Here is a 13,281-nt window from a genome sequence, read left to right as displayed (position 1 = left end):
GGGATGGTGTCAGAACCGGCCGACTCGGGTCAGTTGGGGTCCGCGGGCGGCGGCGGCTTCTCCGACTCGTCGGTGCACACGACCTCGTCCTGCGGGATATAGGTGGTCTTGAAGGTCTCGGTGTTGGCCTTCGAGCCCGATCCGGCGTTGTAGAAGTCGCGCCAGACGTTGATCGAGAAGCCCTGGGCGCCGACGGTGTTCTCGCAGTTGCCGTCGGTGATCTTCTGCTTGCCCGGCGACTTGAAGTCGTAGCGCTCACCGGTGCGGGTCTTGATGTCCCAGATCTTGGTGGACCACATCTCGACGGTCACCGAACCCTGGCTGCTGCCGCTGGCGGGGTTGACCCAGGAGCGGATGAGGACGCCGTACTTGGTGTTGTTCTTGAACTTCAGGTCCAGCGAGGGCCAGGCGACCGTCGCCTCCCGACCGATCGGGTAGCGGTCGATGTAGAGCGAGTGCGCCTTGTGCTCGACGTCCTGGAGACCCGCGAAGAACATCGCGTTGAACGTGGTCGTCGCCATCTGCGAGACACCGCCGCCGTAGTCCTCCCGGAAGACGCCGTTCTGGATCATCCAGCCCTTGGTGAACCCGTTGGCGGCCGTACGCTCCCCGACGATGCCGTTCATCGAGAAGGTGTCCCCCGGCGCGAGCACGGTGCCGTTGACCAGCTCAGCGGCGCGGCCGATGTTGACGTTGCGGTATTCGGCGTAGGGGAAGTTGGTGGTGAAGGTGGAGACCTTCTCCTTCACACCCCAGGCCTTGGCCTCCTCGGTGGTGACCTTGGGCTTGGCGACCTTCGACTTCACCTCGACGGTGCGCTCGCCCTGCGGCGCGGTGACGACGTCGAGGAAGACCGCCTCCAGGTCCTTCTGGTTGAAGGTGACACCCGGCTTGGCGGGGATGACCTTCGGGGCGCCGTTGACCATCTTGATGGTCGCGTCGACCGGCTTGGCGGCGTCGTCGGCGAGGGCCTTCTTGAGCACCTTCTTGAGCTTGCTGGGCGCGACCGAGGCCTGCAGCTCGCCGTCCTTGGGATCGAACCGGATCGCGTCGCCGAACTCCTTCGGAGACAGCTCCACCGGGGTTTTCTCGAACTTCAGCGTGATCGGCCCGGAGACGGCCGGAGTGGCGACCTTGTCGACCGCCTCCTGGACGTCGGCCTCGTCGACGTCGGGGGTGAGCTCCGCGAGCGGTACGTCTGCCTTGCGGTCGCCCTCGACGAGCAGCTGACCGGCGAGCGCGGTCAGGAGCGCGTCGTCGCTGACGCCCTCGCCCGCGACCGGCTGGGTGGTCTTGACCTTGCCCTTCTTGATGACGACGTCGCCGTCCTTGAAGGGGGTGCCGGCGCGCTTGTTGACCTTGGCGGCGACCTTGGCGATCAGCTTGTCGTCGGACTTGACGACGGGCTCGATCTCGCCACCGCCGGTGAAGTGCTTCCACAGCTTGACCGGGCTCCAGCTGCGTACGGCGTCGGCCTTCTCGATCGTCGCCTCGGCGTCGAAGCTCAGGCCCGCATCGGCCGGGTTGACCTCGGTCGTGCTGTCGCCGGCGGTCACGTTGATCGGCTGGCTGTGGGCCGGAGCGAACTTCTGGTCCAACAGCGGCGTGGCCTCGGCGGCCGTCATGCCGCCGATGTCCACGCCCGCGACCGTGGTGCCCTCGGCGATCTTCTCCCCGGCGACGGCGTACGCAGCAGCCCAGCCGGCGAAGGCCAGGATGGCGACGCTGCCCGCGACCGCAGCGGCGACCTTGGTGCCGGTGCCGAGCGGCTTGCGCTCAGCCGCGACCGGCTGGGCGTAGTCGGGCTGCTCGAAGGCGGAGTGGTCGTAGGCCGATTGATCGTAGGCGGGCTGCTCGTAGGCGGGGTGCTCGTAAGCGGGGTGCTCGTAGGCCGGGTGGTTGTCGGAGGCGTGGTCGGCAGGGACCGGCTCGTTCACGACGAACGGCCCGACGCCCATGACCGTCTCCTCGAGCGGCTCGTCATCGAGGTCGTGGGGGTCCTGGACCTGGTTGTCGAGCGCGACCTCGGTGGCCGCTTCGCTGGCCAGGTCGGGGGCGGCGTCGACCGCGTCCGGCTCCGGGGCGAACTTCCGGTTCTTCGAGACGAACAGGAAGTTGTCCTCGTCGGGCAGCTCCGCGCGCTTCGGCAGCTCCGAGCGCAGCATCGTGCTGCGCAGCAGGGTCTCCTCGGCCAGATCCTCGTCGAAGTCGCCGGCAGGGACCACCCGGGTCGCGCCGTCGGGCTCATCGTTCGGAACCGGCTTGGCACCCGTGGACTCGGCAACACGGGCGTCGATCTCGATCTGAGGGATCATGATCGTCTCGATGGCAGCATCGTCCGCGCCAGCTTGGCTGGCGTTGGACCCGGCCGCGTGAGTTTGCTTCGCGGGCTCGGGGGCCTTGAAGGCCTCGGGCTCAGTGGACATGCGGGAGAGCCTAGGACCTATACCCCCCTAGGCCGAACCCGTAGCCCATCTTGGGACGTTCGTCACTTCCCGGGGAGGTCCTGATCAGCCCGGGAAACGACCCTCGACACGGTAGCGGTGGCCACCACGATCATCAGCACTGCCCAGAAGATCATCAGATATCCCGCCAGGTCGCCCGCGACGGCGTACCCGCCCGTCGGCCTCGGCGTCGCGGCCAGCGCGACCACGATCGCCCAGGCCGCGGCGTACGCGATCCTCGAGACTCCCCGCGGCAGCACGATCAGCATCGCCGAGGACGCGGCCACGGCGAGCAGCAGACCCCACCACCAGGGGTGGACTGCGACCGCCGCGACCCCGACGAGGAGGCCGAGGAGAAGACCGGCCACACCACGAGCCAGGCCGACGCCGAGCAGCCTCACAACCCGGCGAAGAGGTCAGTCAGGCCGGTCGCGTCGACGTCTCCCTTGGCGATCCGGAAGTGCTCGTGGGACCACGCGGTCGTGCCGAGGCTGTTGGTCATCGCGAACATGCCCTGCTCCATGTCCATCTGGGTGGGGTAGGCGCGCATCGCGGCGACCTTCTGGTCGGCGTAGGCGGTGCCGTCGATCGCGGCGGCGATGTCGACGTCGGGGGTGGCCATCGGCAGGGGGCCCTCGGGGTCCATCCCGCCGAGCGCGTCCTCGTCGCCGGCCTCCCGGGCCGCCCGGAGCCCGTCGCGGATCCAGCTCTCCGCGATCGCGGTCCAGAAGATCCGGTCGATCTCGTGGGCCTCGCCGAGCTCCTTCTTGTAGGTCGGCACGGCGGCGAGATGGGCGGCGTACGTCGCGACCCGGTGGGCCTGGATGTGGTCGGGGTGGCCGTAGTTGCCGAACTCGTCGTAGGTGACCAGTACCTGCGGGCGCACCTCGCGGATGATCGTGACGAGGTGGTCGGCGGCCTCGTTGAGGTCGGCGTACCAGAAGGCGTTCTCGCGGGCGTCAGGGTCAGGCTGCGCGTGGGTGCGGTCCTCGCTCCAGGTCATCCCGGAGTCGCGGTAGTTGCCGAATCCGCCCAGCCAGCGGTGGTCGACCTGGCTACCGTCGGGCGCCTTCAGAGCCGCCATCGCGTCCTCGATCTCGCCGCGGCGGTGCTCGCCCAGGGCGTCGTCCTGATCGGCGGCGAGATGGGCCAGGCCGGGGACCAGGATCTCGCCCATCTCCCCTGCCGTGCAGGTCACCAGGGTGACGCGGGCGCCCTCGGCGAGGTATCTCGCCATCGTCGCTCCCGTCGCGATCGTCTCGTCGTCGGGGTGGGCGTGCACGAGCAGCAGGCTCTTCTGAGAAGTCACGAGCTCGATCCTAGGTCGGGGCGCTTTATCCGCTTCGGGTTGTCGGGGAGGTCGACGGGTTCAGGGGCGATCGAGTCGTCCGGTGCGTCCTCGGGGATGTCGAGCCAGCCGTCGTACTCGTCCACCAGCAGCTCCAGGACCATCTCCGGGGCGTCCGTCTCCACCGACCACGGGTGGTCCTCGTCGTCGTCCTCGCCCTGGTAGCGCTCCCGGCTGACCCGGGCCGTCCAGCCCTCGCGCTCGAGGGTCTCCGCCGCCGAGCGGGCGTACTCCTCTTCGAAGAAGATGCCGCGCAGGGTCGACCCTTCGGGAACTCCGAGTACGTGACGGAGCCCGTCGAGGAACGGACGGTCGGGCTCCAGCCAGTCGACCGAGTCGAGGTCCTCGGCGGCCAGCCAGAGGACCTGGTCGTGCTCGCGCGGCCTCGGCTCCCCCGCGACCACCCGGGCGGTCGCGGCGACCAGCCGGTGGCTCTCGCCGATCGGCGCCTCGCCCTGCATCCAGTCGAGCACCTCGATCAGGCAGCCGAGCTCCTCGCCGATCTCCCGGACGAGGGCCGCCTCGGGCGTCTCCCCTTCCTCGACCTTGCCTCCGGGGAGCTCCCAGCGTCCGGCGGCCTCGGGCGGGGAGGTGCGCCTCGCGGCCAGCACCTGCTTGCCGTCGGCGCTGAGGATCGCCGCGGCCACTACGGTCTTGGGGCTGTTCACGTGTGAGATTGTTCCCTAGACACCCGAAAAGTGGTGTCTCTTGGGTACGCTCCAACGCCGTGCCCCGCCGTCTTCTGCTCATCGCCTGCCTGCCCCCGTCCGGGGCCCGATCATGAGCGATCAGCAGTGGCCTCCGCGGCGCCCCGGCGAGCCTCGTCCGCCCTACCAGGGACAGCAGCCCTTCCCCGGGCCACGGCAGCAGGGGCGGCCGCAGCCGCAGCCGGGGCGGCCGCAACAGCCGCAACCGGGACAGCAGCAGCCCCACCCCGGCCAGCAACGGCCTCATCCGGGCCAGCATCAGCCCCACCCGGGCGGCCAGCGCTACCCCGAGCAGCGGCCGTACCCGCCCCAGCAGCAGCCCTATCCGCCTGAGCAGCCGCCTTACGGCCAGCGGCCCTACCCGGACCAGCGGCCCTACCGGGGTCAGCCCTACCTCGACCAGCCGTACCCGGAACACCCCTACTCGGAACAGCCCTATCCCGAGCAGCCCTACCCCGAACAGCCCTACGCGGGGCAGGCGCCCCCGGCGTACCCGCAGGGTCTCGGTCCCGGCAGGTTCGGACCCGAGCCGCCGAAGAAGCGGCGGTGGCCGAAGGTGCTCGCGGGGCTGCTGGTGCTCGCGCTCGTCGGGGTCGGCGGCTATGGGGCGTACGACTTCTACGACCAGACGCAGAAGTGGGAGCAGACCACGACCGACGACCTGAACGGCGTCGGCAGCGACCTGTCAGTGGCGGTCGCGTCGCTGCGCAGCGTCGGCTGGGAGGTCACCGCCGCGGACATCGGAACCTGGCTGGAGCAGCCGGGCGCCTACGGCGACGGCCTGCGGCTGCGTACGCTGCAGGCCGACGAGGCGGGGAGCAGCTTCTCGGTCGCCGGCTACCGGACCTGGCAGGACACCTACGCCAAGCGCGACCACACCACGGTCGTGTGCGCGAACATCACGGTCGCGACCGGCACCCAGAAGCCGTTGAGCGAGTCGATCACGACCTGCCCCGACGACGTCCCGAAGACGGCACCGGACGCCGGCCAGGCCGACGCCGACACGGAGGCGGGCGGGGTCACCGGCCACCTCGCCGAGCTGGCCGTGGAGGCCTCCGAGCAACGCGCCGCCGGCGCCACCGAGGGCAAGCTTCTCCAGGTCGCAGCGCCGACGAAGCCGGTCGGCGACGTCCGCGCCGACTCGACCGCGCTCGTGTGCTCGCCGGGGACGAAGGACCTCGGCGAGGGCGAGGGGTACGACGAGGGCAAGCTGATCCCGGTGCGGCTCTGCGCAGTCGAAGGGCTGCCCAACACGGGCACCGAGAGCACCAAGGGCGACCCCTACTACATCGACGGCTCCGACGGCCTGACCGTCGTCAACGCACGCATCTCCGGGGCCGCGGCGGCGCTGGTCAAGAAGGCCTCGAAGCAGGGGGTCGACCTGGTCGCGGGCAGCTCGTTCCGGACGATGAAGAAGCAGAAGGCGCTGTGCCAGACCGACGTCACCGGCGGCTGCCCGGCCGGCGACTACACGCTCACCGCGCAGCCCGGCCACTCCTCCCACCAGCTCGGCATCGCCATCGACTTCGAGCAGCCGAGCGCGACCGGCGGCAAGACCTGCGCGACACGGGCCTCGGAGCCGGCCAGCGCGGTGTGGCAGTTCCTGAACAAGACCGCGCTGAGCGTCGGGCTGAAGCAGTACGCGCCCGAGGCGTGGCACTGGGACGCGTACGGCGGGAAGGACCGTTGCGCCCCGATGTGACCGTCCCGCTCCGACCGTCCGACCTGACCCGTCAGGCGCGCGGCAGCCGAGCCAGCTGACGCGCCTGCGCGACGAGCTTGCCCTCGGAGTCCCACACCTCGCAGTCCTCCTCGAACATGCCACCCGAGAGGTTGCGCGAGAAGTGGGTGACCTTGAGCCAGCCCGGCGCCGGCTTGTGGCGGATGTGGCAGGTGAGCTCGAGGGTCGGCGCCCAGCCCGGCAGCTCGAGCCCGAAGGTCACCGGCGGGAGCGCGTCGAGCACCTGCAGCAGCGAGAGCGGGTCGGGCTCGCGGTCGTGGTGACGGAACCAGCCGGTGAAGACGGCCTCGCCGCTCGGCGCCGCGCCGCCCCAGACGAACTGGTCTTTGGGCACACAGAGCTCGTAGCGGTCCAGCATCGGTACGAACTCCTTGACCTCCTCAGGCGCCGTGGTCGAGGAGAGGCACTCCTCGAGCGGCGGCAGCTCCGGCTCGGTCGCGGTGACCCGCTCGAAGCCGCTGCTCCTGGCGTGGAGACCGTCGAGGTCGGCGTACGTCGCCGTGGTGGTGATCCGCAGCTCCTCGCCCTGCCACAGCTCGGCGGTCGCGATGGCCAGCGAGCCCTTGTCGCGCTTGGTCTCGATGCGGACCTCCGCCGGCCCCGGGGTGCTCGCGCCGGCGTAGAACGCGCTCAGCACGATCGGGTCCGGGTGGTTCGGCAGGTGTGCCCGCAGCGCGTTGGCGATGACAGCGAGCAGGTAGCCGCCGTTGACCCCGCCGCCGACCACCCAGCCGGGGGCCAGGTCGGCCGCATAGGTGTTGCCGTCGGTCCTGCGGACCGCGATGTCACGATCGAACTCAGCCTGTTCGCTATTACCCATGGGTAATAATCTAGATCGGGACCCGATGTGGTGGACGATGGGGGCATGACCGACCCCCGACACCCGCACTGGGTCTACGACCACGGCTCCGAGCCGGATCCCCGGTTCACGCTGGCCAACGAGCGTACGTTCCTGGCCTGGGCGCGCACCGTGCTCGGCCTGCTCGCCGGTGCGGTCGCGCTGCACTCGTTCCAGGTGCCCACCGCGGAGGGCGTGCGCGTCGGGGTGATCGGCCTCCTGGTGCTCACGGCGATCCTGTGCACGGTCTTCGCGATGATCCGTTGGGCACGGGTCGAGCGCGCCATGCGGGAGCGGCGCCCGCTGCCAGCCTTCGCCACCGGGTTCATCCTCGGCGGCGCGCTGCTGCTCATCGCGGTGCTGCTCGGCGTCGCGCTCGTCTTCTGAGCCACCGGCTGATCCGCTCGTCACGAGCCTGAAACATCCGTTCCATACGGTTCGGCCATGACTGCCCCCACCGTGACGGCACTGCAGCCGGGAACCGGACCGATCAGCTCCACGACCTACCTTCCGGCCGAGGTCGACAACGTGCTGTGGGGGCGGCTGCCGTGCGCGACGGACTCCCCCGTGCTGAGCATCGCGCCGGGGACCTCGGTGACCGTGGACACGATCTCCCACGAGGGCATCCTCGAGGACCAGGGGCGCAACCCGGAGAAGTTCTTCGCCTCGCACGGGGTCGAGGAGGTCCTCTCCGACGCGGTCGCGCTGGCCGCATCCGGCTATGAGCGGACCTTCGGCGTCGACGGCCCGCACGTGGTCTCGCGGCCGATCGAGGTCCAGGGCGCCGAGGTCGGTGACCTGCTGGCGATCACGGTGCTGGAGACGCTCCCGCGGGTGCCCTACGGAGTGGTGTCCAACCGGCACGGGCGAGGCGCGCTGCCGGGCGAGTACCCGCGCGGCGACGAGCCGGTGCACAGCGTCTTCACGCCTGTCGTCGACGGGCGCGGGGTGATCGGGCCGGCGTCGTTCGCCCTCGACCCGTTCCTCGGGATCATGGGGGTCGCCGTGCCGGGGTCCGAGCGGCCGCACTCGGTCCCACCCGGCTCGCACGGCGGCAACATCGACATCCGGCTGCTCACGGCCGGGGCGACCCTCTACCTGCCCGTCCAGGTCGCCGGAGCGCTGGCCTACGTCGGCGACCCGCACTTCGCGCAGGGTGACGGCGAGGTCTCGCTGACCGCGTTGGAGGCCTCGCTCCGGGCAACGCTCCGCTTCGACCTGGTCGCTCGCGAGGAGGCCGCCGCGCGGTTCGGCGAACTCGCCGGGCCGCTGGCGGAGACGTCGGAATTTCTCATCCCCACCGGGCTCGACGAGTCCCTCGACGTCGCCACGCAGAACTGCGTTCGGGCCGCGATCGCCCTGCTCAGCGCGCGGTTCGGAATGTCTCCGGAGGACGCCTACGCCTATCTCTCGGCGGCCACCGACTTCCGGATCTCCCAGGTCGTCGACGTCGTCAAAGGCGTACACGCCACGATCCGCAAGGCAGACTTCGCCCTATGACTGAGCTCAAGCCTGTCCCGCACGGGCTGCTGCAGGCCTTCCGGGCGTACGAGAGCGCGCTGATGTCCGACGACGTCGCCGCTCTGGACTCCCTCTTCGCCGACTCCCCGACGACGTTGCGTGGCGATGCCGCCGGGCTGCTCGTCGGGCACGAGCAGATCTCCGCCTTCCGTGGATCGCGCGGCGGCGCACCGAAGCGGCGCATCGTGCAGACCCACGTGCAGGTGATCGACGAGGACCACGCGCTGATCGTGGCCGTCACGGAGCTCGACCGCGGTGGGCGCGGGCTGCAGACGCAGCTGTGGGCGCGGGACCCGGTGCGGATCGAGTACGGCGGCTGGCAGGTCACCGCGGCCCATGTCTCGGCGCCCGCGCCGGCCTTCGACACCCGGATCTGGCGGGTCGTCGGTGACCCGCTGGTCTCCTCGCACACCGCCGACGGCGCCCTCTCGGGTGAGACAGTCGCGGTCAAGGACCTCTTCGCGGTCGCCGGCTTCGCGGTCGGCGCCGGGAGCCCGGCATGGCTGGAGCAGGCGCCGGTGGCACCGTCGCACGCCGCCGCCGTCGCCGCCCTGCTCGACGCCGGGGCGTCGGTGCGTGGGATCGCGCGCACCGAGGAGTTCGCCTACTCCCTCTCGGGGCTCAACGCCCACTACGGGGCACCGCCGAACCCGAAGGCTCCGGGACGGATCCCCGGTGGCTCGTCATCGGGGTCGGCGACCGCGGTCGCCCTCGGCCACGCCTCGATCGGGCTCGGCACCGACACCGGCGGCTCGATCCGGGTCCCGTCCGCCTACCAGGGCCTCTACGGGATCCGTACGTCGCACGGGGCCGTCTCCCGCGAGGGGCTGCTCCCGCTCGCCAAGGCCTTCGACACCGTCGGGTGGATGACACGTTCGGCGTTCCTGCTGCAGGCGGTGGGTGACGTACTGCTGCCGGAGGCTCCCGGATCTCCCGACTCGGGCACAGCGCTGGACGAGATCCACCTGGTGCCGGCGCTGGTCGGGCTCGCCACGGAGGACGTCGCCACCGCGGTGAGCGAGGCGCTGCCCGGGTCCAAGCCGCTGGCCTGGGACGTGGCCAGGCTGGACGAGTGGCGTCAGGCCTTCGTCATCGGCCAGGCCTACCAGGCGTGGCAGGCCCACGGGGACTGGCTGGAGACCCGGCTCGACACCCTCGGAGAGGCCGTACGCGGTCGGTTCGAGATGGCCCGGTCGGTGACCCGGGAGCAGGCCGCCGAGGCGCGTGCGGTGCTTGCGCAGGCGCGTACGGAGATCCTCGACGTCGTCGGGGGCCGCGTCCTCGCCTACCCCAGCGCCTCCTCGGTGGCGCCGACCGCTGCCGAGGCGGCCGCGGTGCGCGACGACACTATGCGCCTGACCTGCATCGCCGGGATCGCCGGCCTCCCCGCCGTCTCGATCCCGGTCCGCACCGCGGGCAACCTGCCCGCCGGGCTCTGCCTGGTCGCCGCACCCGGCCGCGACCGCGACCTCCTCGCCCTGGCCCAGAGCTTCGCGGGGTAGCCGCCCGGGCGTTACACAACGGCAACCTGCGTTGCGGACGCCGAAACGATCGTTTCATAGGCTGCCCTGGTGACCATGACGCTCGCCGAGTTCGATGCCCTGCCCGCCGACGAGGCGGAGGGCGTCGTCGCACCCTGTGTCGCGATCCCCTCGTGGGCGGCCGGGCTGGTCGCGGGCCGGCCCTATGCGGACGTAGGTGACCTGCTGGCCGCCGCGGAGCGGCTGGCGGCGGCCTGGACCGACGCGGAGGTCGAGGGAGCCCTGGCCGACCACCCCCGGATCGGGGAACGCCACTTTGGGGACGGGGAGAGCGCCGCGCTCTCCGCCCGTGAGCAGGCCGGGGTCGACCCGGCCGACGCCGAGGTGCAGACGCGGCTGAGGGCGGGGAACGCGGCCTACGAGGAGCGGTTCGGGAGGATCTACCTGGTGCGGGCCGCCGGACGCAGCGCCGAGGAGATGCTCGCGCTCCTCGAGGAGCGGCTGAAGAACGACCCGGCTACCGAAATCACGGTGACCAAGGGCCAGCTCGCCGAGATCGCGTTGCTCCGGCTGCGAGGCTTGCTGGCATGACCACCGTCTCCACGCACGTCCTCGATGCCGCCCTGGGCCGGCCCGCCGCCGCGCTCCCGGTGATGCTCATCCTCCCCGACGACAGCGCGCGCACCGCGACCACCGATGCCGACGGGCGGGTGCGGTTCGAGGGCGACGTACCGCCCGGGCCGCACACGCTGACCTTCACGACCGGACCGTGGTTCGCGGAGCAGGACCGCGAGACCTTCTTCCCCGAGGTGAACATCGGGTTCACCGTCACCGCCGGCGAGCACCACCATGTCGCCCTCCTGCTCAGCCCGTTCTCCTACACGACCTATCGAGGAAGCTGATGTCGATCACTCTTGGCCCCAACCAGCACGGCAAGGCGGAGGTACGCCTGGTCAAGGTCGACAGGGAGGGCGCGCGGCACACGATCCACGACCTGAACGTGTCCACCCAGCTCAGGGGCGACTTCGCGACGGCCTTCACCGAGGGTGACAACGTGCACGTGCACGCCACCGACACCCAGAAGAACGTGGTCTACGCGAAGGCCAAGGAGCTCGGCATCACCTCGCCGGAGGCGTTCCTGCTCGACCTCACCGCCCACTGGGCAGGGCAGCCGTGGGTCACCGGGTCGGTGATGAAGGCGGAGTCCTACTCCTGGGACCGCATCCCGGCGAACGAGTTCTCGTTCGCCCGGCGCGGGCAGGAGACGCGTACGGCGGCCGTCAACCGCTTCGAGGAACGAACCTTCGTCCTGTCCGGACTGAGCGACCTGGTGGTGCTCAAGTCGACCGGCTCGGAGTTCCACGGGTTCCCGCGCGACCGCTACACCACCCTCGCCGAGACGACCGACCGGATCCTGGCGACCGAGGTCACCGCATGGTGGCGGTGGGAGACCCACCCGGAGGACTGGAACGAGGCCTACGACCGGATCCGCGCGATCATGCTCGACACGTTCGCGGAGGTGCACTCGCTCGCGCTGCAGCAGACCATCTACGAGATGGGCCGGGCGGTGATGGAGGCGTTCGAGGGGATCGCGGAGTTCAGGATCTCCTGCCCCAACAAGCACCACTTCCTCGTCGACCTCTCCCCCTTCGACCTGGAGAACCCGAACGAGGTCTTCTTCGCCGCCGACCGTCCCTACGGACTCATCGAGGCGACCCTGCAGCGCGACGGGTCGGCCGAGCCGGACGCCTGGGCGTCAGTGCCCACATGAGCCCGGTGGACCAGCGGATCGACCGACGGATCGCCGCGACCTATCAGACGCTCTCGCCCCAGGAACGCAAGGCGGCCGACACGCTGCTGGAGCATCTCGACGACCTGGCGACCTACCGCGCGGCCGAGCTGGCCTCGCTCGCGGAGGTGTCCAAGGCGACGATGAGCCGGCTCTTCCGGTCGCTGGGATTCGACGGCTTCGACGACGTACGCGACCACCTGCGGGGGCTGCGTACGGCCGGCGAGCCGCGGCGGGTCGAGGGCGCCCCGGACCTGAGCGCCCACGCCGAGGGAGAGGCGGCGGCGATCGCGCGGGTCGTGGAGCAGGCCGGCATCACCGAGGCGATCGAGGCCATCGCCGGAGCGAGCGACGTGATGGTCGCGGGCTGGCGCAACTCCTACCCGGTCGCGCTCCACCTGCGCCAGCAGCTCACCCAGACCCGCGAGCGGGTCACGCTCGCGCCCGCTCCCGGCCAGGTGATCGGCGAGGAGCTGGCCGAGCTCGGCGAGGGATCGGTGGTGGTCGCGGTCGGGCTGCGGCGCCGGCCCCCGGGCTTCGGCGAGTTCGTCGACGCCGCCGCGGCCTCCGGGAGCACGGTGATCGTGATCGCCGACCCGACCGGAACCGTCCACCTCGGCCGTGCCGACGTCGCACTGGAGTGCCCGGTCCAGGGTGCTCTCGCCTTCGACTCCCTGGCGGCGCCGATGTCGCTGGCGAGCGTGCTCGCCGACGGCGTACTCCACGAGCGCGGACGCGCCGGCCGCGACCGCGTCTCGGCCATCAGCGCCACCTACGATCGCCTTCACGAGGTCGAGTGATGTCGGAGGCAGAATGACAGTGGAAACATCGATCCTCGGGCCTGTGCAAGGGGGAATCGGCATGACTGACGCCATGTGGTTGGAGCAGGCGGTCGCACTCGCCGTGCGCAACGTCAACAACGGCGGTGGCCCGTTCGGGGCCATTATCCTCCGCGACGGCATCCTGCTCGGGACCGGCCAGAACCGGGTCACCCGCGACCTCGACCCGAGCGCCCACGCCGAGATCGTCGCGATCCGTTCCGCGTGCAAGGAGGCCGACAGCTTCTCGCTGGCCGGGTGCACCCTCTACACCTCGTGCGAGCCCTGCCCGATGTGCCTGGCGACCGCGCTGTGGGCGCGGCTGGACCGCGTCGTCTACGCCGCCGACCGTGACGACGCGGCCAAGGGCGGGTTCGACGACCTCGCCTTCTACAACCTGTTCGGGACCGGCCGCGCCAACGAGCACCACGACTGGCCGACCAAGGTCGACGAGCTGCGGATCCCGCAGGCGTACGACCCGTTCGACGCATGGCTCTCGAAACGCGACCGCACCGACTACTGACCTGCCGAGGCGTCACCCCCGCAGGCCGAGGCGTCACGTACGTCGGCCGAGTTGGCACCAGAGTGCCCACT

At 70.8% G+C, this 13,281-nt stretch carries 14 protein-coding genes; 9 read left to right on the top strand and 5 right to left on the bottom strand.

Annotated elements, in window-relative coordinates; genetic code table 11:
- Nucleotides 1-29: 29 nt before the first annotated feature.
- From ACFU7D_RS24475 to ACFU7D_RS24460, 4 genes are all read right to left on the bottom strand, one after another.
- Entirely contained in the window at nucleotides 30-2,426 is a 2,397-nt protein-coding gene (locus ACFU7D_RS24475) for a VanW family protein (RefSeq protein WP_378872219.1), read from the bottom strand.
- Nucleotides 2,427-2,488: 62 nt separating this feature from the next.
- Entirely contained in the window at nucleotides 2,489-2,812 is a 324-nt protein-coding gene (locus ACFU7D_RS24470) for a hypothetical protein (protein WP_378872217.1), read from the bottom strand.
- A gap of 29 nt (nucleotides 2,813-2,841) precedes the next feature.
- A complete protein-coding gene (gene mshB / locus ACFU7D_RS24465; RefSeq protein ID WP_378872215.1) occupies nucleotides 2,842-3,753 on the bottom strand; it encodes an N-acetyl-1-D-myo-inositol-2-amino-2-deoxy-alpha-D-glucopyranoside deacetylase in 912 nt (303 codons plus the stop codon).
- Nucleotides 3,750-4,460: a (deoxy)nucleoside triphosphate pyrophosphohydrolase gene (locus tag ACFU7D_RS24460; protein ID WP_378729115.1), complete on the bottom strand. Its 711-nt coding sequence runs from the start codon at nucleotides 4,458-4,460 to the stop codon at nucleotides 3,750-3,752. The genes mshB and ACFU7D_RS24460 overlap by 4 nt, the downstream gene beginning before the upstream one ends.
- A 112-nt stretch (nucleotides 4,461-4,572) precedes the next feature.
- Here ACFU7D_RS24460 and ACFU7D_RS24455 point away from each other — a divergent pair, with 112 nt between their 5' ends.
- Nucleotides 4,573-6,201 (top strand): D-alanyl-D-alanine carboxypeptidase family protein, encoded by a 1,629-nt coding sequence (locus tag ACFU7D_RS24455; RefSeq protein ID WP_378872213.1) that lies wholly within the window; start codon nucleotides 4,573-4,575, stop codon nucleotides 6,199-6,201.
- 31 nt (nucleotides 6,202-6,232) lie between these two features.
- Here ACFU7D_RS24455 and ACFU7D_RS24450 read toward each other — a convergent pair whose 3' ends face one another.
- Nucleotides 6,233-7,060: a thioesterase family protein gene (locus ACFU7D_RS24450; protein ID WP_378872210.1), complete on the bottom strand. Its 828-nt coding sequence runs from the start codon at nucleotides 7,058-7,060 to the stop codon at nucleotides 6,233-6,235.
- Between the two features lie 45 nt (nucleotides 7,061-7,105).
- Here ACFU7D_RS24450 and ACFU7D_RS24445 point away from each other — a divergent pair, with 45 nt between their 5' ends.
- The 8 genes from ACFU7D_RS24445 to ACFU7D_RS24410 all read left to right on the top strand — a co-directional run bounded on the left by ACFU7D_RS24445 (nucleotide 7,106) and on the right by ACFU7D_RS24410 (nucleotide 13,210).
- Nucleotides 7,106-7,465 (top strand): YidH family protein, encoded by a 360-nt coding sequence (locus ACFU7D_RS24445; RefSeq protein WP_378872208.1) that lies wholly within the window; start codon nucleotides 7,106-7,108, stop codon nucleotides 7,463-7,465.
- A gap of 57 nt (nucleotides 7,466-7,522) precedes the next feature.
- Nucleotides 7,523-8,578 carry an acetamidase/formamidase family protein gene (locus ACFU7D_RS24440; protein WP_378872205.1) on the top strand — a complete coding sequence of 352 codons (1,056 nt, stop codon included), beginning with the start codon at nucleotides 7,523-7,525 and terminating at the stop codon, nucleotides 8,576-8,578.
- Nucleotides 8,575-10,101 (top strand): AtzH-like domain-containing protein, encoded by a 1,527-nt coding sequence (locus tag ACFU7D_RS24435; RefSeq protein WP_378872203.1) that lies wholly within the window; start codon nucleotides 8,575-8,577, stop codon nucleotides 10,099-10,101. The genes ACFU7D_RS24440 and ACFU7D_RS24435 overlap by 4 nt, the downstream gene beginning before the upstream one ends.
- Nucleotides 10,102-10,176: 75 nt before the next feature.
- Complete coding sequence (uraD, locus tag ACFU7D_RS24430) at nucleotides 10,177-10,671, top strand: 2-oxo-4-hydroxy-4-carboxy-5-ureidoimidazoline decarboxylase (protein WP_378872221.1); 495 nt, start codon at nucleotides 10,177-10,179, stop codon at nucleotides 10,669-10,671.
- Nucleotides 10,668-10,982 (top strand): hydroxyisourate hydrolase, encoded by a 315-nt coding sequence (uraH, locus tag ACFU7D_RS24425; protein WP_378872200.1) that lies wholly within the window; start codon nucleotides 10,668-10,670, stop codon nucleotides 10,980-10,982. The genes uraD and uraH overlap by 4 nt, the downstream gene beginning before the upstream one ends.
- Nucleotides 10,982-11,851: a factor-independent urate hydroxylase gene (gene pucL, locus ACFU7D_RS24420; protein WP_378872197.1), complete on the top strand. Its 870-nt coding sequence runs from the start codon at nucleotides 10,982-10,984 to the stop codon at nucleotides 11,849-11,851. The genes uraH and pucL overlap by 1 nt, the downstream gene beginning before the upstream one ends.
- A complete protein-coding gene (locus ACFU7D_RS24415) occupies nucleotides 11,848-12,669 on the top strand; it encodes a MurR/RpiR family transcriptional regulator (RefSeq protein WP_378872194.1) in 822 nt (273 codons plus the stop codon). Before pucL ends, ACFU7D_RS24415 begins: the two co-directional genes overlap by 4 nt.
- A gap of 61 nt (nucleotides 12,670-12,730) precedes the next feature.
- Complete coding sequence (locus tag ACFU7D_RS24410) at nucleotides 12,731-13,210, top strand: nucleoside deaminase (protein WP_378729106.1); 480 nt, start codon at nucleotides 12,731-12,733, stop codon at nucleotides 13,208-13,210.
- Nucleotides 13,211-13,281: the final 71 nt, after the last annotated feature.

It is taken from the genome of Nocardioides sp. NPDC057577, from assembly GCF_042801335.1.
In the GTDB taxonomy this organism is placed as follows: domain Bacteria; phylum Actinomycetota; class Actinomycetes; order Propionibacteriales; family Nocardioidaceae; genus Nocardioides.
Note: the sequence above shows the minus strand (reverse complement) of the source record. Positions and strands in the feature narration are given on the sequence as shown.